Source organism: uncultured Polaribacter sp., from assembly GCF_947503855.1.
Taxonomy (GTDB): Bacteria; Bacteroidota; Bacteroidia; order Flavobacteriales; family Flavobacteriaceae; genus Polaribacter.
In genome coordinates this window covers 35593-59445 of sequence record NZ_CANNFF010000001.1, presented here as the reverse complement: position 1 = coordinate 59445, position 23853 = coordinate 35593, and the positions used below count along the sequence as shown (strand labels likewise).

Genomic DNA, 23853 nt, shown 5'->3' with positions numbered 1-23853 from the left:
GATTATTTATTGGTTTTTTAAAGTTAAGTTTGATAATTATTTACATTACAAACTTAATAGAAAATGAAAAATATTTTTTTTACAATACTTTTTTTATTTGCATTTTTTGTAACAAATGCCCAACGTATTGAAACCAATTTCAACAATAACTGGAACTTTATATTAGAAGATAGCTCATCATTTTCAAAAGAAAATATCGATGATTCCTCTTGGAAAAACTTAAACGTTCCTCACGATTGGTCTTTTGAAAAAGGTGTAAGAAAAGGTGGCGATCAAGGTCAAGGTGGTGGTTATCACGATGGAGGCATTGGTTGGTACAGAAAATATTTTAATGTAAAAAAAGAAAGTCTTTCTAAAATTACCTACATCAATTTTGATGGAGTTTATATGAATTCCGAAGTTTGGATAAATGGCAATCACTTAGGCAAAAGACCTTATGGCTATATCAGTTTTAGATACGATATTTCTAAATACTTAAAAGAAGGAAAAAACACAATTGCTGTCAGAGTAGATAATAGTTTAGAACCTTCTGCACGTTGGTATCATCCATGTGGAATTTACGCTCCTGTAAAATTAATTGAAGTGAACCCAATTCACTTTAAACCCAATTCAATTTTTATAAAAACACCTTCCATTTCGGATAAAAAAGCAATAGTTACAATTGACGCTGAAATAACTAATATCAAAAAAAGATTAAAATATGATGTAAAATTATTCTCGCCTTCTGGAAAGCAAATCAATAAAAATTGTGATAAGCTAAAAACAACAACTCCTTTTGTGGAACTGGAAGTTAAAAACCCAAAACTTTGGAGTCCTGAAACACCAAATGTTTATAAAGCAGTCACTCAAATTTTAGATGGTAAAAAGGTTATTGATGAAATTGAAACTACTTTCGGATTCAAAACCGTAAAATGGGAAACCAAAACCGGTTTTTGGCTAAATGGTGAAAACGTAAAACTAAAAGGCGTTTGCGAACATTGGGAGGGTGGCCCAGTTGGAGGAGCTTGGACAAAACCCATGTTACGTTGGAAATTACAGAGTTTAAAGGATATGGGCATTAATGCCATTCGTCCTTCTCATAATCCAACACCACCTATGTTTTATGATATTTGCGACGAAATTGGTTTGTTAGTAATGGATGAGATTTTTGATGGTTGGCATAAAAAAGCACCACAAGATTATGGGAAACAAGCTTTTGATGAATGGTGGCAAAGAGATGTTACAGAATGGATTACCAGAGACAGAAATCACCCAAGTATTTTTGTTTGGAGTTTAGGAAACGAAACGCATAGTCCAATTGGACCTGAATTGGTAAAGTTTGGGAAAAAATTAGATCCAACACGTTTGTTTACATCAGGTGCAGGTAACCCAGAAGATATGGATATTACTGGGGTAAATGGTGGTTCTGAAACCAAATCGTTCATAGAAGGTAGAACCTTTGAAAAACCATTTATTTCTTCAGAAGCACCACATACATGGCAAACAAGAGGCTATTACAGAACACAAACTTGGTGGAGAGATAATGAATTACCAGGAACGTATGAATTGCCAAATTTAACGGAAAAAGAAATCTTTTTTTATGAAGGAATCAACCCTAAAAATTGGAGAAACAGAAAACAAAGTTTCAATTCATCTTATGACAATGCAACTGTAAGAGTATCTGCAAGAAAATACTGGGAAGTTGTTCGCGATCATCCATGGCATAGTGGAAACTTTAGATGGACAGGTTTTGATTATTATGGAGAGGCTGGTTTGGTGCATGGAGGTTTGCCTTTCAATTTATTTATGGGTGGTGCTTTAGATGTTGCAGGATTCAAAAAAGATTTATTTTATTTTTATCAAAGTCAATGGACCACAGAACCAATGATTCATATGTTACCTCATTGGACACATCCAAGAATGAAAAAAGGCACTGTAATTCCAGTTTGGGTATATTCGAATGCAGATGAAGTAGAATTGTTTTTAAACGGAAAATCTTTAGGAAAAGACAAACCAGGAACCGTTTGGAATGAAATGCAATGTGAATGGATGGTACCTTATCATGAAGGAAAATTGGAAGCTGTAGCGTATATTGATGAAAAGGAAGTAAAAAGAACATCGTTTAGCACAAGCAAGCAACCCTCAAAATTAAAAACAAGTCTTCAAAAACTACCAGCTGAAGGTAGTTTTGAAGCAAGTTATATCATCACTTCAGAAAGTTTAGATGCAAACGATAATTTATACCCTTATGGAGAAAATAAAGTTTACTACAATATTCTAGGTGATGTAAACAAGATCTCTATGGAAAATGGAAATCCTATTGATCCTACAAGTAGAACAAAATCAGATTATAGAGCTTTGTTTTTTGGGAAAACAAGACTGTTTTTAAGAGAACAACCCAATGCAAAAAAAGCATCTATAATTACTGGGTCAATTTTGGGTGATAAAGCTTTATACACTTCAAACAAAATTTCTATTGAAGCGAAACAATTTAATTTAATTGGAAATTCAGATTTCTCAAATTTAGAAATTTTATACACCACAAATGGAGACAATCCTGCAACAAAAGGAATTGTTTACAATAGAGCTTTTGAAATTCAAGATAACACAACAGTCAAAGCCATTGTAAAACAAAATGGTAAAATTGTGTTAACAATGAAGGAAACTTTTGGTAAAAACGAAGGGTTGTTTTGGGGTGATGAACATTCTAAAGATATGTGGATTGGTAGAGGTGTAAATATTTCTGCCGAAGACGGAATTTTAAAAGGAAGTACCACAGCAAGTAGAGCTGCAAGACGTTTTAAAGGAAGTGGTTTTGTAGATTTTAATGGCAAAGAAGGTTCTGTAGAATTTTACCAAGAAAACGATGGAGAAGAAGGCGATTACAGTATCCGTTTTAGATATATGCACAATAACAAAGGAGAATTACATCCTATGAAGTTGTATGTAAATGATGAATATATTAGAACGCTAGAATTTAAAGCAACTGGAGGTTGGGAAAAATCTTGGAGATTTGTACCAACTATTATCAGGCTTAAAGCAGGAGCCAATAGTATTCGATTACAAACAACTGGAAAAAGTGGTCCTTTTTTAGATGAGTTGTTTATTGATTAAATAATTAAGGAAACACTAAATTCAATTAAAAACAATATGGACAAACAATCATTTAATTTAAACACAGAATTTTTAGGCGGACATACTGGAGTTTTTGTCAAGATTTTCGTAGCAATCATTCTAATGTATGGATTTATCATTTTAGTCAACTTTTTCAGAGACAAATTTGTGAATACAGATTCAAAAACTAAAAATCCAGAAATTATAGATTTGTTAACAATTTTAAATAAACTGTTTTTTATATCTGGATTTGGGTTTGTTCTATCCAATATAATTCAAATGCTTTTTAAACAAATTAGCCGAAACAATCGTGTTAAATTGTTAGGAGGCGATTGGGATTATTTAACTTTTGGAATCATCCTAATTTTTATGGGGATTGCTTTTAAAGTAGCTAAAAAAGTTATTTTAAAAGAAAGGCAAAATTAGGTATTGAGGCAAATACAATTAAATTAAAAAGCCAAAAGTAAAAGGTGGCTTTTTATTGATAAAATGTTTTTGGACTAAAATTTCATGTATGAAAAATAAAGTATCACTTTTTAAAAGAATAATTGTTTTACTTCTAGTAGGTCAAAGTAGTATTGCTTGTGCTCAAAAAATCAATCAAAAAGTTTATATTATAGAATATGAAGTGTTAAAAACTCAAAAAGCACTTATTAAAAAAGGTGATAAAAAAGCTATTGAAAATTACAATAAACTAATAATAAAAGCAGATAATTTACTTAATGTTGATGGTTTTACTGTAGTAAATAAAACAGGTGTACCTCCAAGTATAAGCAAACATGATTATATGAGTATTGGCCCTTATTGGTGGCCAAATCCTAAGACTGATGATGGTTTACCATACATTAGAAAAGATGGAGAAATTAATCCAGAGACAAGAAATAACTTTACAGATTATGTTGAAAAGGACAACTTTTTTTCAGCAGTAAAAACATTAAAAAATGCTTTTTACTTAAGTAATGATAAAAAATATGCGCTCAAAAATTTAGAGTTTATAAGCAAATGGTTTATAAATAATGATACAAAAATGAATCCCAATGTAAATTACGGACAATCCATACCTGGAAAAAATAATGGACGATGTTTTGGAATCATAGAATTTGGAGGACTTACTGGAATCATAGAATTTTTAGAATTAGCCAGACATAAAAACATCCTTAGTAAAGAAATTGAAAATGGAATGTTTAACTGGTTTACAGCATATGCCAATTGGTTGCAAAACAGTAAGCTTGGTAAAGAAGAAGCTACAAGGAAAAATAACCACGCTACACATTATGATGTGCAATTATTAAGCATTTTAGTGTATTTAAATAAAATAGAAGAAGTCAAAAACTATCTTTCTACTACAACAAAAGCTAGAATTTTTAATCAAATAGAACCTGATGGAAGTCAACCTTTAGAACTGGCGAGAACAAAATCATTTTCCTATTCAGTAATGAATTTACATGGCTTTTTAGAATTAGCAATATTGGGTAAAAAAGTTGGAGTAGATCTTTGGGGAATGGAATCTGAAGATGGAAGAAGTATAAAAAAAGGTTATGAATTTATGTTGCCTTATGTAATCAAAGAAAAAGAATGGAAATACAAGCAAATTAAAGACAAAAAGCATTCTAAAGAAAAATTAATAGCAGATTTAAAAAAGGCTCGCAAACTATTTAAAGAAGATGCTTTTGATGTTACTCTAGAAAAATTAAATAAAAAATAATGAAGAATTTAGGTTACATTTTGTTAATAATGCTTTGCTTTTGTTTCAGTAATTGTAGTGAAAAGAAAAAGGAGCGTCAAAATTTAACATTAGAAGAAGGTTTTAAAAATCCGCCTCAAGCATCAAAACCCAGAACTTGGTATCATATCAATAGCGGAAATGCTTCTAAAGAAGGCTTTACCAAAGATTTAAAAGCCATAAAAGAAGCAGGTATTGGTGGTGTCTTGGTGTTTAATGTATCTATGGGATTGCCAGAAGGCGATGTAGCATACAACTCGAAAGAACATCGAGATATTTTAGCACATGGTGCCAAAGAATGCGAAAAACTAGGCTTGAGTTTTGGAGTGCATAACTGCGATGGTTGGACGTCTAGTGGCGGTCCTTGGGTTACCCCAGAAAACGCAATGAAAGTTGTGGTGAATAGCCAAGTAATTACAGAAGGAGGTAAACAAATACAGCTAAAATTACCACAACCACCTGCGAGACATAACTATTACAAAGATATTGCTGTAGTAGCTTATCCAACCTTAGAAACCGAATTGATTGACGAAAATGTTAAACCTATAATCACATCTTCAGATAAAGCATTTAATGTAGAACTAGCAACCGATAAACAAACCAATACACATGCAGATTTAAAAGCAAAAGGTTGGGTACAATATGATTATGGAAAACCGCACACCATTCAATCAATGAATGTTTTTATCAATAAACGTAAAGGGCGATTGACTTTATTAAAATCAAACGATGGTGTCAATTTTACAGTAGCTCACAAGCCAAGAGAAGAACGTATTGGGAAAGACGAGTGTTATTTCTATGAGAGCTTTAAACCTGTTACAGCACGTTATTTTAGAATAGAAACCGAAATGGATGCTGGATTTTATGAGATGCAACTTTCTGCAAGTCTTGTTTTAGGAAATATTATGGAATACACTTCTTACAGAAAAAATAGACGTTCAATTAGAAATTCTTCTAAAGAAGCATTCATTAAAAAAGAAGACATTCTTGTTTTAACAGATAAAATGGATGGCAATGGTGTTTTAAAAACAACATTACCAGAAGGAAATTGGACGATTATGCGTTTTGGATTTACAGCTTCAGGAGCTACAAACGAGCCTTCATCGAAAGAGGGTAAAGGATTGGAAGTAGATAAATTTAGTAAAAAAGCGTTGAAAATTCATTACGATGCTTTTGTTGGTAAATTGGTAAAGCAAGCAAAAGTTGATGCACCAAACGCCTTACAATATGTAGAGATTGATAGTTACGAAGTGGGACCACAAAACTGGACTAACGACATGGAAAAGCTATTCAAAGAACGTTTTGGTTACGATTTTACACCGTTTTTATTGATGTACGCAGGTAAAAGCATAGAAAATAATGAAACTGTTGAATCCGTTTTTTGGGATATGAAACAATTGGTAAGCGATTTAATGGTTACCAATTATTTCGATTATTTCACAGAATTATGTCATCAAGATGGTTTAATATCCTATATAGAACCTTACGGATTTGTAGGCCCTTTTAATAGTTTGGATGCAGGGAGAAATGCAGATATTCCAATGGGTGAATTTTGGTTAGGTAAACCAAATAAGCATAAGAGAGCAGCTGTATCTGCTGGTCATATTTATGGTAAAAATGTAATTTCTGCAGAAGCCTTTACAAGTACTAAATTGAATTGGGGATTTCATCCTGCTTTAGCCAAACAAAAAGGCGATTATGAGTGGACTAATGGAATTAATGAATATATGTTTCATCGTTTTGCACACCAGCCAAATACACATGTAAAACCAGGAATGAGTATGAGTTTTGTAGGGTCTCATATTGATAGAACACAAACTTGGTGGGACAATGCAGGTCCAGAATGGTTCAATTATTTGGCAAGAGGTTCATATATGTTACGTCAAGGAAATCCTGTGTTAGATGTATTGGTTTTTGTAGGAGATAGAGCGCCAAGTCATGTTGTTCATGCAAACCAAATGCGACCTAAACTTCCAGCTGCTTATAAATACGATTGTGTAAATTCTGATGTAATTGTAAATCGACTAACAGTAGAAAACGGAAAATTAAAATTACCTAACGGCATTACCTATAATGCTTTGTCTTTACAGAGAAATGATATTATCAATTTAAAAACTTTAAGAGGGATTCATAAATTATCGCAACAAGGCGCTTTAATTGTTGGTAAAAAACCTAAAAAATTAGGAGGTTACAATATAACTAAAGAAATGAAAGCTGAATTTGACACACTTGTAAAAGAGATTTGGTCAAATACAAAAACATACAGCACTGGCGAATGGGAACAAATTTTTGAAGAAAAAACAATCCAAAAAGATGTAATTGTTGAAGGACAACCAGATTTTAATTTTTACCACAGACGAACCCAAAACGAAGATATTTACTTTGTGTACAATCATAATTTAACAGAAAAGGAAGTACTAAACTGTAGTTTTTTAGTAGAAGGTAAAGTACCAGAATTATGGAATGCAAAAACTGGAGAGATTACCAAATTAGTAGAATACTCAACTAAAAGCGGACGAACAAATATTGCTATTCCAATGCATCCTCAAGAATCGGTTTTTGTGGTTTTTAAACCAGCAAAAGCAAATCAACCTAAAGTTACGTTTACGTCAGTTGATAAAAAATCAAAACCTACATTCAGTTTAGATGATGAAAATAATTTACAGGCCGAAGTTTATGCAAATGGAAACTACACTGCAAAAGTAAATGATGCAGAAAACTGGACTATGAATGTAAGTGATATTCCTAGTCAAGTTGAAATAAAAGGCAATTGGGAAATCAATTTTAGAGCAGAAGATTTTTACGAAGCAACCCTAAAAACAGATGAATTGTTTGATTGGACAACAAGTAAAGTAGAAGAAATAAAACACTATTCAGGAACCGCAATTTATACAACAACATTCAACATAAAAAAAGAAATGTTGCAATCCGATAAACAATTTCAGCTCAATTTAGGAGAAGTTAGTGTGATTGCAAAAGTGCTTGTAAACGGAAAAGATGTTGGGTTAAGTTGGATAGCGCCTCACGCTTTAAATGTAACAAATGCTTTAAAAACGGGAGAAAATACTTTAGAAATTCAAGTAACCAACCAATGGACAAACCGTTTAATTGGTGATGAAAAATTACCCAATCAAACAGAGTATGATGTTAGAAGATCAAAACAAGGTTTTGGATCAGAAGATTATAGAGGCAAATACAAAAAAATGCCAGATTGGTACAGAAATAATCAACCACTTCCAGAAGGTCCTCGTAAAACATTTAGTGCCTATTCATTCCAAAAAGCAACGGATGATTTATTGCCTTCAGGTTTATTAGGACCTGTTACGATAATGACTTCAAAAATTATAAAAAGAAAATAACGAATGAAAAAGTTAGTCATTTTAGTTGTTCTGTTTTTAGGTTTGGGATGCAATTCACCTATAGAAAAAGAAGCACAAACCTTAACCTTAGAAGAAGGATTTAAAAATCCGCCAAATGAAGCAAAAGCCAGAACATGGTGGCATTGGATAAGTGGTAACGTCTCTAAATCTGGGATTACAAAAGATTTAGAAGCTATGAAAGCTGTTGGTATTCAAGAAGCACAATTGTTTAACGTGCATTTAGGGTTTCCAAAAGGCCCAGTAAAATATTTAAGTGAAGATTGGCTAGATTTATTCAAATTCTCGGCAGAAGAAGCCAAACGTTTGGGGCTAGAATTAGCGTTTCATAATAGTGCAGGTTGGTCTTCTAGTGGTGGGCCTTGGGTAACCGAGAAAAATGCAATGCAAACCGTAGTTTTTAGTGAATTAAATATTAAAGGCGGGAAAGAAATTAAAGTACAATTACCAAAACCTAAAACAAAATATGAATACTATAAAGACATTGCAGTTTTAGCATTTCCAAAACCCAAAGCAACTCAAAAAATAAAAGGTTTAGATTATAAAATATTGTCAGAACGTATTCGAAATCATTTATTACCAGATACCAAAGTAATTCCACAAGAATCAATTATTCCCAAAGAAACTGTTATCGATGTAACTTCTAAAGTATCTGAACAAGGAATCTTAGAATGGAAAGCTCCAGTTGGAGAATTCGTTATTTTAAGATTTGGACACACACCCATTGGAACTACAAATCGTCCTGCACCACCAGAAGCCAAAGGTTTGGAAGTGGATAAAATGAGTAAAACAGCAGTAGATGCCTATTGGGCAGGTGGCGTACAACCTATCATTGATAAACTGGGAGATTTAATAGGAACCACCGTTAACAATTGTTTAATTGATAGTTATGAGGTAGAAACCACCAATTGGACAACTGGTTTTGAAACACAATTTGAAAACTTAAGAGGTTACGATTTAAAATCCTTTTTACCAACTTTAGCAGGCTATTATATAGAAAGTGGTGAAGTATCCGAACGTTTTCTGTGGGACTTTAGAAGAACTATTGGCGATTTAATTGCTGAAAATTACTACGCACATTTTGCAGAATTATGCCATAAAAACGGAATGAAATTCTCTGTTGAACCTTATTGGGGACCTTTTGATAATATGCAAGTAGGTGCAACAGGAGATATTGTAATGTGTGAATTTTGGAGTGGAGGATATCCGTTTTTTGATTCGGCAAAATTTGTTTCTTCAATTGCACATTTAAATGGAAGTGCTATTGTTGGTGCAGAAGCATTTACAGGAATTGGTGGTTGGGACAAACACCCAGCAGACATAAAATCAATTGGAGATCAAGCTTGGGCACAAGGCATTACACGTTTTATTTTTCATTCTTATGTACATCAACCTTGGGATGTTGCACCTGGTTTGGCATTAAGTTATCACGGATTTGATTTTAATAGAAATAATACTTGGTGGAATCAAGGAAAAGGATTTTTAGATTATATAGCACGATCTCAATTTTTATTACAACAAGGAAAAAATGTTGCCGATGTTTTAGTGTTTACTGGAGAATCATCACCAAATACGGCTTTTCTAAAACCAGAAATTAAAAAAATGGGTTTTGATTATGATTTGATTGGCGCCAATAAATTGAAAGACTTAACTGTTAAAGATGGAATAATTTACTCTTCAGTTGGAAATGCTTATAAAATTTTGGTATTGCCAGAATCTAGTTTTATAAAATCAGAAACCTTACAAAAAGTAAAGGAATTGGCTGAAGGTGGAGCAATAGTTATTGGTAAAAAACCAACACAATCGCCAAGTTTAACTGGTTATCCAAATAATGATAAAGTTGTTGAAAATTATGTTGATGAATTATGGGGAAAAGATTTGGTAAAGGAGAATTCAATTGAAGCTGTGTTAAGCAATCAAATACCAGATTTTAAATTAGAAACTAGCGATAACTCAGATCTAAGTTTCATCCACAGAAAAACAGCTAATGCTGATATTTATTTTATCGCCAATGCTAGAAAAGAGGCAAGAGATATTGTAGCGCGTTTTCGAGTTTCAGGAAAACAACCAGAACTTTGGAATTCGGAAAAAGGCACTATGAAAGATTTGGTGGTTTTTAAAGAGAACAAAGATGGCACAACTACAGTTCCGTTATCTTTAGGTGTGGAAGAATCGGTTTTTATAGTATTTAAAAAGCCTATAAAAGCAAACCATTTAACATCCGTTAAAATGGAATTAGAACAACCAAAATCGGAGGCTCTTTCGAATTTAGAAATCATAAAAGCTGAATATGGTACGTTTCTTCAAGAAGGTTTAATAGATATTACAGATAAAGTAAATGATGCCATAAAAGATGGCAAATTAGACTTTAAAATGTCTCGAGCGTTTTGCGATTGCGATCCTGCAATGGGCTATAAAAAAGAGTTTAGAATGGAATACCAAATAGGAGAATCTATTCATCAAATTTATGCAGAGGAACGCGAGCATATAGAAATTGATGCAGAAGGTAAAACTTTAAAAGTGTTAAAAGCTGTATTCGGGAAGTTTAAAGCGGAAACCAAGGGTATTCCTCAAAATTATAAAACCCATGAGGTTACAAATAAAATTAAAGAACTAGTTGCAAACAATACTTTTGATATTCTGATTTCTGATACATTGATAGATAATCAAATTCCAGAAGGTAATAAAACCACCTTAAAAATTACTTACAAAACTGATGGTGAAGAACGCACTATGTTTATTCCTAAAGGACAAATTCTAAAACTATCAAAAGACACATCAAAACCTGAGTTAATGTATAGTGAAGATGCTATAAATTGGATAACACTAAATACAGGTAAAATTACTTATACCAATGCATCAGGAAAAACAAAAACTGCAGCAGTAAGTGCAATACCAGAACCCATTGATTTGTCAAATTCTTGGCAGGTTGATTTTCCATCAAACTCAGGTGTTCCAGAAAACGTAAAATTTAAGGAACTAATATCGTGGTCAAATCATAAAGACGAAAATATTCAGCACTTTTCTGGAACTGCATCTTACAAAAAAGAATTTACGATTTCTGATGATTTATTGCAATCAGATAAAAGTTTAGAACTCTATCTAGGAAGCGTAGCTGTAATTGCAGAAGTATTTATCAACGAAAAAAAGGTAAGTACTTTATGGAAAGCACCTTTTAGAGTTACTATTGATGGCTTTGTAAAAAAAGGAACAAACACTATAAAAATTAAAGTAACCAATTTATGGCCAAACAAACTAATTGGTGATGAAGGTTTGCCTTTAGATTATGAACGAAGAGGAGATAAACTAAAAAAACTACCAGATTGGTTGTTAAATAACACAAAACGATCATCAAAACGAACCACATTTTCATCTTGGAGACATTGGAGAAAAAACGATGAATTACTAACCTCAGGTCTTCTTGGTCCAGTTAAATTAAGAGTTTCAAAAATAATACCCATAAAATAATGATAAAAAAAATAATAATTCTCAGTATCTGTTTTTGCTTTTTCCTAGTGGGATGTAATGGCAGTAAAAAAGTAACTTCAGAAGAGAAGAATAAAGACATAATGGTAGATTATTTTGCTGATAATGGTTTTGGGAATACAGTGGCTATTGTGCAACACCCTTCAGGAGTGTATCACAAAGGAATTACGTATGTGGCGTATCAAGGTCCTTTAGAAGATCCTTATGTAGTATCGTACAATCATAAAACCAAAGAATGGAAAGGTCCTTTTAAAGCCGGTATTAGTGAAATGGGTAAAGACCCGAATCGTAAAAAGAAAATAGATAATCATGGTAAACCTGCATTACTTATTGACAATGAAGGCTATATTCATATTACTTTTGGAGGTCATGGAGGTATGCGTAAACATGGAGAAAATCCCTTAGGAAACCATGGTTATGGTAAAAATTTACATGCAGTTTCTAAAAAACCTTTAGATATTTCTAGTTGGGAAACCTTGGATAATGTTTCATTGTTTGGGACCTATAGCCAGTTTGTAAAAATGGACAATGGAGACATCTACTTTTTTTATCGCCATGGAGCTCATAGAAGTGATTGGGTGTATCAAAAGTCAACTGATAATGGAAAAACATTTGGAGAACCGGTTTCCTTTTTAAAACACAAACGCAGAACAGATATAGAAGCCGAAGATTCATGGTATCCTTGGGTGAGTAGAGGTAATGGAGGTGATATTATTGTTGCATTCGATTACCATATTTGTAGAGACAAAAATAACCCTCAAGATACACGTGGGCACATTCCAGAACGTCACAATTTGTATTATATGCTTTTTGACACCAAGACAGGCGAATGGAAAAATGTTAAAAATGAACTTTTAGAAATACCTTTAACCAAAGAAATGGCAGATGAAAAAACTCTGGTTAAAAAAATACCTGATGATTGGACTTTTCAAGCAATCACTGATGTAGATCCAAATGGAAATCCACATGTAGGTGTCTTAGTTGGTCCAGATATTGGAGCAAAAAGAAGCGGACCAAAGCGCATGCAACATTTTAGGTGGAATGGAAAAGAGTGGTTACAAAGTAAGAATACTAACCTTCCAAGAGGAAATGGAGATATAGAAGTAACATCAGCAAAAGAAGTTAGTATTTATTTAGAGAGTGAAACCAATAATGATGTTGGAGAAATTGCTAGGTGGGATAGTTTTGATGGTGGTGATACTTTTAAAAAGAACAAGGTTTTTTTACAAAGAGAAAACTCTGGCTTTGTGATATCTGCTTTGATTGATAACCCTCACCCTGATGCTAGAATCATTGTAGGAGAAAAAGAAAAAGGTTCAGATTTTAGAAAAATGTATTTGTTAGGAGATAATGGACCAATTAAAAGAGTTAAGAAGAACTTTGGTAAAATTAAAAAATAAAAAAAATAAAAAAAATAAAAAAAATGAAAAAAATACTTGTAGGAATAGTTTTGTTCAAAGTTTTGTTCTTGTCAGCACAATCTTTACAACACCCTATCATTCACATAACTACTGATGAACGTACAGAGGTACTAGATAAAATAAGTAAATATGGTTGGGCTCAATTTGCACAGAATGAACTAAAGAAAAATGTAGATGCTAAGGTTGCTGGTCATAAATCAAATCCAGCACAAACCATAAATGCAATTATTGCTTTGGCAAATGATGATAATTTAAGTGAATCTCAAACTAGTAGTGCAAATTCAGCCCATTTTAAAGTATTGAGTTCAGCAGCACATGCAGGGATGCTTTATTATTTAACAGAAGATGAAGATTATGCTCAATATGCAGCTGATATAATTTGGCATTATTTTCAAGAATTAGCACCTAGAACTCCAGAAACTACAGCAATTTGTGGTAACTACTTTTACGATCCTAGAAGTACGTATCCTCATTTGGCATATGCCTATGATTTTATTTATAATTTTTTGAATACACAAGGTAGGCAAGTTTACGATAAAACTGCAGGAAAACGTATACCTTACAATAATGAAACAGCTCAAAAAGCGATGAAAAACGTTGTAGGAAATGCATTGTTAGAATCTGGAGGGAGAGATACTAAATATGGTAAATTGGTTTCCAATCACCCAATTCTTACAGCTCCTGGAGCTTTAGCAGCAATTTTATGTATTGATGATGATACAGAACGAGAGCGTTTATTTAATGTGTTTTGGAATACAGGTACAAGAAGACAAAATTCTTTCACCAAAACTGTAATGCCAATCTTTGGAGAGCAAGGTATTTGGCCTGAGTCTACAAGCTATAGCTTTATGTCTCGAATTCAATTGGTGTTAAATATGGTAGATCGAATTAAGCCGGAATTAGACGTTATTACGAAATACAGAAATGTTTTAGACGGTGTGTTTTTGTTTGAAAACCTTCGTCATCCAAATAGATCTTATGTTCGTTATGGCGACTCAAAACGTTATAACGATGGTTCTAAATCTTTATATAGATATGTATTAAGTATTGCTAAAAGAAAAGGATTAACGGATTTACAAGATAAAGCAGAAACAGCATTAGCACAATATTACAATGCCGAAGGTGGACGAAATCAAGCTTTTGGTACATCAGCCTTTGGTGGTCTAGATCATCTTGGTTTATTTTGGGGAGAAGAATTTCCATTGAATTCAACTCAGGAATTTGATTATAAACCTACTGTTATCGTAAAACATGCTGGTGTAGCACTTCAACGAAACTATACAGAAAATAATAACGAGTTATACGGTTTGTGTGGTATTATTGGTGGCGCACATTATGTCCATTCACATGCAACAGGTATAACAATGGAGTTGTATGGATTAGGTGATATTATGGCGCCTAATGGAGGTATGCCTAAAACCGTTGCAGAACGTAAAATACCAATGCACACCAATTATTTTAGGCTTTATGCTGGGAACAACACTGTAATTGTGAATGGTACTTCTAAAGGAAGACAGCAAGGGTCTTGGGCAAGCAATTCTTATGTATGGCAAAATACTACTGTCAATATTTCTTCAGAACCAGCACATCTTGAAGACCCATTAAGTCCAAATTTTAGTTTCGCAACTCAGTTTTTAGATGATAACATAAATAATAGCGACCAACAACGGACGTTAAGCGCGATTAGAACCAGTCCAACAACGGCTTATTATTTTGATATGTTTCGTTCAAAGTCATTAAATACAAATAATTTTCATGATTATGTTTATCATAATATAGGCGATGCTACAACTATTAAAACCATAGATGGTTCAACCCTTCCAGTTTCCGCAACGAACCGTTATCAAAATGATATAGGAGATCCAGTAGAATCTCCTGGTTGGCGCTTTTTTGAAAATACCAAAGTTACAGAACCAACTAGTGGTGCTTTGTACATTCGTTTCGATTTAGAGGCAACTAATTCCTATATGAATATGTTTGCGCCAGCAGGAGTTACTCGTGAATATACAAAGGCATTAGGGCCTGCAACTCGAGAAGCACTAAATGGATATGTAAATAAGAAAACACAAATTGTTGCTGTAAGGCAACAAGGAGAAGCTTGGGATAAACCTTATGTGTATATTTTTGAACCTTCAAAATCTACGAATACTAGTGTTAAATCTGTTTCACATATTATGAATGGTGATGTTATTGCTGGAGCAAAAGTGGTTTCAGAAGTGAATGGTTCTAAAATAATAGATTATATATTTTCTAACGATTCCAATACCTCTGTTTCTCATCTTGATATAGATTTTACAGGTGAATTTGGAATTGTGCGTACAGAATTAAAGGATGGAAAAACTAATGTTTATTTGTATCTAGGAAAGGGAAGTTCTTTACAATTTCTTAATGAAACGATAGTAGGAGATGCAGATGGAAAAGCATATAAAGAGTACACATTAGACTTTGAATATTTTTCTGATATAGCAACTAATAACTTTACCATTGAGACAGTTGGTGAAACTTGTCAAGAAAAGAATAATGGTAAAATAACCATCAACGCCTTAGAAAAGTTTAATTATCAAGTTACAATTAACGGTGTAGATTACAATTTTACTGATGAAATTACAATTGAAGATTTAGCTCCAGGAACCTATGATTTTTGTATTACTATTAAGGATTCAGATTATAAACAATGTTATCAAGTAATTATTGAAGAGGCTATTAAACTTTCTGGTAAAGTTAACATAAATAATGGTAAAGTAGCTATTATAGTAGATAAAGGAATGGCACCATATAAAGTATTTAAAAATGGAAAATTGGTTTTAGAGACCAATGCAAATCAGTTTTTAATAGATGTAACTCAAGGAGATGAAATAGAAGTAAAGACAAAAATAGAATGTCAAGGATCTATGTTCTCAAAAATAGATTTTCTATCGTATATTAAAGCTTATCCAAACCCTACAAAGAATTCATTTACAATACAATCAGGCAATGCTTTTTGGAGAAACTTAACCATTTATAACACATTAGGTGTAAAAGTGTATTCAAATAACACCGTTCAAAACAAGTTGACCATCAATGCCAAAGATTACAAAATGTCAAGTGGATTATATTTTATAGTGATTAGCGATGATAAAGGGAAACAGTACTCACAAAAATTAGTAATTAAAAAATAATTAAACTAATAAAACATATAAAAATGAAAAATAAATATTTAGTATTAATTGCATTAAGCATTTTAATTTCCTGTGGAAAAGGAACTAAAAAAGAAACAGAAACAGGTTTAGTAAAAGCTGAAAATCAACCAAACATCGTTTTTATCTTATCTGATGACCAATCTTGGACAGATTACAGTTTTATGGGCGATGAGAATATTGAGACTCCAAGAATAGATCAATTTGCAAAAGAAAGTTTAACGTTTACAAGAAGCTATGTGCCAACACCTTTATGTTCGCCTTCTTTGGCAACAATTATAACAGGTTTGTATCCAAAAGATCATGGTATTATAGGTAATGATAAAGTTTACAAACGTGTAAAAGGTGATCGTTCAGCAAGTAAAAAAAATAGAGCAGAAGCCTACAAACCTGTTATTGCAGCTTTTGAAAAGCAAACAACATTGCCAGATATGTTAAAAGAAAAAGGCTATTTGTCTTTTCAAACAGGAAAATGGTGGCATGGAAACCACAAAGTAGGTGGTTTCGATTATGGAATGACACATGGAGACCCTAAAAGAGGGGGTCGTCATGGAGATTATGGTTTAAAAATAGGAAGAACAGGGCTAGATACTATTAACAATTATGTAGACTTGGCATTAAAACAAAAGAAACCTTTCTTTTTATGGTACGCACCTTTCTTGCCTCACAGACCACACACGCCACCAGCACGTTTGTACGAAAAATACAAAAAGAAAACAGACTCTGAACACCTAGCAAAATATTGGGCAATGATAGAGTGGTTTGATGAAACTTGTGGGCAATTATTTGATATGTTTGAAGAAAAAGGTTTAACTGAAAATACCCTTTTTGTATATGTTTGTGATAACGGATGGAGACAAAACCCTAACAAAAGTGGTTATATGTCAGACTCTAAACGTGCACCTTATGATATGGGAATTCGTACACCAATTATGTACAAATTGGCAGGTAAAATAAAACCAGAAATGAATAATACCACTATAACAAGTAGTATAGATATGGTACCTACAGTATTGGATATTTTAAATATAGAAAAACCTAAAAACTTACCAGGTGTTAGTGTGTTAGATAAAAAAGCATTAGAAGCTCGTAAAGGAATTTTTGGAGAAGTATACGCGCACGATTTTGATACTATAGAAAATAGTATGTATTACAACATGGCAATTTTTCCTCCTTATAAAATTATTGTTCCAGACCCAGTAAGAAAACCAAAAGAAAAAGTACAGTTGTTTAATATTGATGCAGATCCTTTTGAGAAGAATAACATTGCTAATGAAAACCCTGAAATTGTTTTGAAATTAAAAGATAAAATAAAAGCCTTTAGATCTAAATAATATCGTTTTTTTTTGATAAAAATGATATAAGTACTAGCAAAAAATTCAAGATATGAAACCATATTTTAGAACATTACTTTTTTTAACACTCTGTAGCTTTATTACACCATCTTTACTTTCTGCAAACGATTTGTTGCAAAATAGTTATTTAAGAAAAGGTATGAGTTTAAACGGAAGGTGGCACTATATAGTTGATGTTTATGAAACAGGATACTTTAACTACAGAATGGAACCTCATGATGGTTCAGAAAACCCGGGTTCTAGTGCTTATTTTTTAAATAAAAAACCAAAAAATAAAACAGATAGAGTAGAATACGACTTTGATACTGCCCCAACGATGTTAGTGCCAGGTGATTGGAATTCTCAAAAAGAAAAACTTTTTTATTACGAAGGTACAGTTTGGTATAAAAAATCTTTTAATATCGAATATTTTAATAGCTCTAAACGTTATTATATACATTTTGGAGCAGTAAATTACAGAGCAGATGTATATCTAAATGGTGAAAAATTAGGAGTTCATAAAGGCGGGTTTACACCATTTAATTTTGAAATGACACATCTTTTAAAAGAAAAAGACAATTTTATTATTGTAAAGGTTGATAACAAACGTGCTGCAGATGAAGTACCAACATTGAGTACAGATTGGTGGAATTATGGAGGTATAACAAGAGATGTAACAGTTTATGAATTGGGTAACACCTTTATAGAGGATTATAAAATTCAATTAGACAAATCAAATAACAAATATGTTACAGGTTACGTGCAGTTAAATGGAAGTACAAAAGCTTCAAAAAGGGTAACTATTGAGATTCCAGAGTTAAAGCTTCAAAAACAAGTTACTACAGATACTAATGGGTATGCTAAAGTATCTTTTCCTATCAAAAAAGTAACGTATTGGAGTGATAAAAATCCAAAATTGTACGAAGTCAAAATTTCTACCGTTGAAGATCAAGTAGTAGATAATATTGGATTTAGAACCATAGAAACAAAAGGTACAAATATTTTATTAAATGGCAAGAAAGTCTTCCTTAAAGGAATTTCAATACATGAAGAAAATGTAATACGAGGTGGTAGAGCTTGGTCTATAGAAGATGCTAGAGTTTTATTAGGTTGGGCTAAGGAATTAGGATGTAATTATGTGCGTTTAGCACATTATCCTCACAATGAAAATATGATACGTTTGGCAGATCAAATGGGCATACTCGTATGGGAAGAAATACCCGTATATTGGACCATTCAATGGACAAACCCAGAAACATACAAGAAAGCAGAGACGCAGTTAAAAGAGCTAATTCATAGAGATAAAAATAGAGCATCGGCTATTATTTGGTCTATGGCAAATGAAACCCCAACTTCTAACGAACGTCTCGTTTTTTTAACCAATCTTGCTAAAACTGCAAGAAAGTTAGATGATACAAGGTTAATTAGTGCTGCTTTAGAAGATCATGGTAGAAAAGACAATAAAAATATTATGATTGTGGAGGATGAATTTGCTCAAGTAGTCGATATTTTAAGCTTTAATCAGTATTATGGCTGGTATGGTGGTACAGTAGAGAATATAAAAAATATAAGATGGGAAATAGATATTAATAAGCCTGTAATTATTTCGGAGTTTGGTGCAGGGGCATTACAAGGCTATCACGCAGATAAGATGACACGATGGAGTGAAGAATTTCAAGAATTATTATACGAAGAAACCTTACCAACTTTAGCTAAAATTCCTGGAATAAGTGGCATGACTCCTTGGACTTTAGTTGATTTTAGAAGTCCACGTAGAATGTTAATTCCTTATCAAAATGGGTGGAATAGAAAAGGATTAATATCGGAAACAGGAAATAAGAAAAAAGCGTTTTATACACTTCAAAAGTTTTATAAAAACGTAAAACAAAAATAGATGACAATGAAAAAAATAGTTCTAGTTTTAACTGCTATAAGTTTAGTGTTGAGTTCTTGTAAATCAGATGATAAAAAAGCTAAAGCAGCTAAACCTAATGTACTTTTTATAGCTGTTGATGATTTAAACAATTGGATTAGTCCAATTCAAAATTTTTCAAATGTAAAAACACCGAATTTTGATAGACTTGCAAAAATGGGAGTTACGTTTACTAACGCCCATGTACAAGCTCCTTTGTGTGGTCCTTCACGAGCATCCTTAATGACGGGTTTGCGACCTTCAACAACGGGTATCTATGGCATGACACCAGATAATAAAATCCGAAGAGCAGGAAATAAAGCCACAAACGATATTACATTTTTGCCAGAATATTTTGAGCAAAATGGATATCACACTATGGGTATTGGAAAATTATTTCATATTCATGCTCCTGATAGCGTTTTTAATGAATCTGGAGGACGTGTTAGAGGTTTTGGTCCATATCCAAAAAAACGTTTTGTTTGGGATGGTTTTGGAACATCAAAATCTAAAAAAGAGAAATATGGCAGAACCAGTACAGATTGGGGCGCCTTTCCAGAAAAAGATTCATTAATGCCAGATCATCAATCTGTAAATTGGGTTACAGAACGTTTACATAAAGATTATGACAAACCATTTTTTATGGGCCTTGGTTTTTTACGTGTGCATGTACCATTATATGTGCCTCAAAAATGGTTCGATTTATATCCTTTAGAAGACATTCAAACACCACCTTATAAATCAGATGACTTAAATGATATTCCGCCTGTTGGAATGCAAATTAACGATTTACCCATGATGCCATCTACAGAATGGGCAAAAGAAAGTGGTGAATGGAAAAAAATTGTGCAAGCATATTTGGCATGTATCAGTTATGTAGATTATGAGTTGGGTAGAGTTTTAGACGCTTTAGAAAATAGTAAATATGCAGATAATACTGTAATTGTTTTATGGTCTGATCATGGCTACAGATTAGGAGAAAAAGGTACGTTTGCAAAACACGCACTTTGGGAAACTGCCACAAAAGCACCATTGATTTTTGCTGGACCAGACTTACCAAAAGGAAAGAAAATTGACGCTCCTGTAGAAATGCTTTCTATTTATCCAACTTTATTAGAATTAAGTGGATTACCTGCTTACCAGAGAAATGAAGGGTACAGTTTAGTGGATATGATGCAACAAGATAAAGGACTTGTAGAAGCTAAAGCCATTACAACTTTTGGAATGAATAACCATGCTATTAAGATGAATGGATATAGATACATTCAATACGAAGATGGAAAAGAGGAATTTTACGACCATAATTCAGATTCAAATGAATGGAATAATGAAGCAGGAAATCCAAAATATAAGACTCAAATAGAAAAGATGAAAGGTTTTTTACCTAAGGTAAACTCTAAATGGGATGCTAGTTCTAACTACACATTTCAACCTTATTTTGTTGAGCAAAAAGCTAGAGTTAATGGTAAATAGGTATCTATAAAAATAGCAATAGGATTAAAAAATTAAATAAAGAAAATGTTCATTCAAAAAAAACACATAAAAAAGTATCTCTATTTTTTAAGTGTTTTTTTGTGCAATAGTTTTTTAGCTCAAAACCCAATTTTAAAAGGTTTGGGTGTTTCAGATCCTCATGTTCGCGTTTTTAATGACACACTTTATTTGTATTCGGGTCATGATGCAAGTCCCAAAGATAAAACTTGGGTAATGAAAGATTGGCGTGTATTTTCATCTACAGATTTGTTGATTTGGACTTTACAGAAAACCATAAGCCCAAAAGACAACTATATGGACGATAATAGTACAGATTGTTGGGCAAGTGATGCAGCCAGCAGAAACGGAAACTATTATTTTTACTTCTCAGACAGAAAACGTGGAGTTGGGGTGATGTCTGCTAAATATCCCGCAGGAAATTTTAAAGACGCTTTAGGAAAGCCATTGGTAGCTCCAATGCATGATCCTACTATTTTAATTGATGATGATGCTCGTAAAACTCCCTATTTAATTTATGGCGATAAAGAAGGAGGAGGCTTTCATATTACAAAATTAAATGAGGATATGATTTCTGTAGCAGAAACGCCAAAACCAATCCAAATTATTGGTGATGCTTGGAATAAAGCACCACATTGGATGGATAAAAACTACATCTTTAAACACAAAGACACCTATTATTTAAGTTGGGGAAGAGATTATGCAATTTCTAAAAATATTTATGGACCTTACCATTGTGTTGGAACTGTTGGAAATGGATACAATTTAAGTGAGTATGCTCATGGAAGTTTTTTCAATTGGAAAGGACAATTTTATCATATTTGGTGTTATTACCTCAAAAAAGGATTCAAATTTAGAGAGTCTATCATTACCTATTGTCATATAGATGATGATGGTGAAATTGTAACAGATACTAATTTTTTAGATCAACATTTTAAAAATGGAGTGGGGCAATACAATGCTTCTTGGGATAAAATTGAAGCAGAGTGGTTTTATGAAAAATCATCTGCTGCAATGCATAAAACAGGAAATAAAGAAAACGGATTTACCCTTTCTAATATTAAAAATGGAGATTGGGTAAGGTTTTCAAATTTAACTTTTGACAAGAAGTATCAAAACATAATTGCAAAAATTGCATTTAAAGGTACCAAAGGAACCTTAGAAATAAGAACTAAAAGTCCAGAAGGAAAGTGTATTGGCACGTTACAATTATCAACTAAAAATCAATTGAATACTTTTCAAAAAGTAGCATCTAAAATAAATAATAGTATAGAAAAAACAGATATTTATTTAGTTTTTAAAGGTACAAGAAATAGTTACCTTCTATTAGATTGGATTCGATTTAAAGAATAAATAGCTATTAATCTTATAAAAGTTTGGGTGTAAAGTTTGGGTTTGTAATTTATCAAAAATAAAAAAATATGAAATTTGTATTAAAATGTTTTGGAGTATTTTTAACAGTATTCTTAATCTCAGCATGTAGCTCTAATAACGCACAAAAAAAAGATGACAAAAAAAAGAAGCCCAATATCTTATTTATTGCTGTTGATGATTTACGTCCAGAGCTCAATTTTTACGGAGCTAATCATATCAAATCGCCAAACTTAGATCAACTAGCAAATGAAAGCTTAGTATTTAACAAGGCGTATTGTAATATTCCTGTTTGTGGAGCTTCAAGAGCAAGTTTATTAACAGGTATGAGACCAACTAGAAATCGGTTCATAACAGCACATACCTCAAAAGATAAACAAGTACCTAATGCAAAATCTCTTCCTTTTCTTTTAAAAGAGAATGGCTACACAACCATTTCTAACGGTAAAATTTATCATTATAATAAAGATGATGTTACTGCTTGGGACGAAATGTGGCAACCAGATAAACTTTGGAGTTATGCATTGCCAGAAAGTCAAGAAATTAGAAAAAACACAAAAAGAGGATTGCCTTTTGAAGTTGCAGAAGTGCATGATTCTGTATATAGAGATGGAAAACTAGCGTTAAAAGTAATTCAAGATTTAAAAAAACTAAAGCAATCAAATCAACCCTTTTTTCTAACAATGGGTTTAATGAAACCACACCTTCCATTTACAGCCCCAAAAAAATATTGGGATTTATATGATAGAAATCAAATTGAATTACCTGAAAGCTATATTCAACCAAAAACAACTCCAAAACAAGCATTTCACAGATATGGGGAGTTAAGGAATTACGAAAATATTCCTAAAAAAGGGCATTTGCCTGATGATTTAGCAAAAGAATTAATTCACGGATATTATGCTTGTGTAAGTTATATAGATGCACAAATTGGTTTAGTTTTAGACGAATTAAAACGTTTGGAATTAGAAGACGATACTATAGTAATTTTATGGGGAGATCATGGTTGGAATTTAGGCGACCATAAATTATGGTGTAAACATGTCACCTTTGAAACTGCTTTAAGAACGCCTTTAATCATTAAAGTTCCAGGAAAAACTAAAGGAACAAAAACAGAAGCCATTACAGAATATATTGATATCTATCCAAGTTTAGCAGAATTGGTTGGCTTAGAAGTTCCAAAAACAGTAGAAGGAAAAAGTTTTGTACCCATTTTAAATGGCGAAAAACCTCAAAAAGATTGGGCAGTATCTAAATTTAAAGATGCTGTAACTTTGATTAAGGGCGATTTGTTTTATACAGAATGGACTAAAGACGATGGTATTGCGTATGCAAGAATGTTGTTTGACCATAAAACAGATCCTTTAGAATTGGATAATTTAGCTGAAAAACCAGAAAATAAGGAACTGGTAAATAAGCTTTCAATAGAATTAAGAGAAAAATGGGGGAAGGATTTTTTAATAAAATAA

At 32.5% G+C, this 23853-nt stretch carries 12 protein-coding genes; all 12 read left to right on the top strand.

What is annotated here, in order from left to right; translation table 11 throughout:
* Nucleotides 1–63: 63 nt before the first annotated feature.
* The 12 genes from Q0662_RS00205 (at nucleotide 64) to Q0662_RS00150 (ending at nucleotide 23853) form a co-directional block, all read left to right on the top strand.
* Nucleotides 64–3093 (top strand): sugar-binding domain-containing protein, encoded by a 3030-nt coding sequence (locus Q0662_RS00205; RefSeq protein WP_298945848.1) that lies wholly within the window; start codon nucleotides 64–66, stop codon nucleotides 3091–3093.
* A 36-nt stretch (nucleotides 3094–3129) separates the two neighbouring features.
* Entirely contained in the window at nucleotides 3130–3519 is a 390-nt protein-coding gene (locus Q0662_RS00200; protein ID WP_298945845.1) for a hypothetical protein, read from the top strand.
* A gap of 88 nt (nucleotides 3520–3607) precedes the next feature.
* A complete protein-coding gene (locus Q0662_RS00195; protein WP_298945843.1) occupies nucleotides 3608–4798 on the top strand; it encodes an alginate lyase family protein in 1191 nt (396 codons plus the stop codon).
* On the top strand, nucleotides 4798–8175 hold the full coding sequence (locus tag Q0662_RS00190) for a glycosyl hydrolase (protein ID WP_298945841.1): 3378 nt from the start codon (nucleotides 4798–4800) through the stop codon (nucleotides 8173–8175). The genes Q0662_RS00195 and Q0662_RS00190 overlap by 1 nt, the downstream gene beginning before the upstream one ends.
* A gap of 3 nt (nucleotides 8176–8178) precedes the next feature.
* Nucleotides 8179–11661, top strand: a complete 3483-nt coding sequence (locus Q0662_RS00185; RefSeq protein ID WP_298945839.1) for a glycosyl hydrolase — start codon at nucleotides 8179–8181, stop codon at nucleotides 11659–11661.
* Between the two features lie 47 nt (nucleotides 11662–11708).
* Nucleotides 11709–13079 (top strand): BNR-4 repeat-containing protein, encoded by a 1371-nt coding sequence (locus Q0662_RS00180; protein WP_298945837.1) that lies wholly within the window; start codon nucleotides 11709–11711, stop codon nucleotides 13077–13079.
* A gap of 23 nt (nucleotides 13080–13102) precedes the next feature.
* The gene (locus Q0662_RS00175) at nucleotides 13103–16258 is read left to right on the top strand and encodes a T9SS type A sorting domain-containing protein (protein ID WP_298945835.1); all 3156 of its coding nucleotides are present in this window, start codon (nucleotides 13103–13105) and stop codon (nucleotides 16256–16258) included.
* A gap of 23 nt (nucleotides 16259–16281) precedes the next feature.
* On the top strand, nucleotides 16282–17610 hold the full coding sequence (locus tag Q0662_RS00170) for a sulfatase-like hydrolase/transferase (protein WP_298945833.1): 1329 nt from the start codon (nucleotides 16282–16284) through the stop codon (nucleotides 17608–17610).
* 52 nt (nucleotides 17611–17662) lie between these two features.
* The gene (locus tag Q0662_RS00165; RefSeq protein ID WP_298945831.1) at nucleotides 17663–19504 is read left to right on the top strand and encodes a glycoside hydrolase family 2 protein; all 1842 of its coding nucleotides are present in this window, start codon (nucleotides 17663–17665) and stop codon (nucleotides 19502–19504) included.
* Between the two features lie 6 nt (nucleotides 19505–19510).
* Nucleotides 19511–20995: a sulfatase gene (locus Q0662_RS00160; RefSeq protein ID WP_298945829.1), complete on the top strand. Its 1485-nt coding sequence runs from the start codon at nucleotides 19511–19513 to the stop codon at nucleotides 20993–20995.
* Between the two features lie 45 nt (nucleotides 20996–21040).
* Nucleotides 21041–22366: a family 43 glycosylhydrolase gene (locus tag Q0662_RS00155; protein WP_298945827.1), complete on the top strand. Its 1326-nt coding sequence runs from the start codon at nucleotides 21041–21043 to the stop codon at nucleotides 22364–22366.
* Between the two features lie 68 nt (nucleotides 22367–22434).
* Nucleotides 22435–23853, top strand: coding sequence for a sulfatase (locus Q0662_RS00150; protein ID WP_298945825.1), 1419 nt, complete (start codon nucleotides 22435–22437; stop codon nucleotides 23851–23853).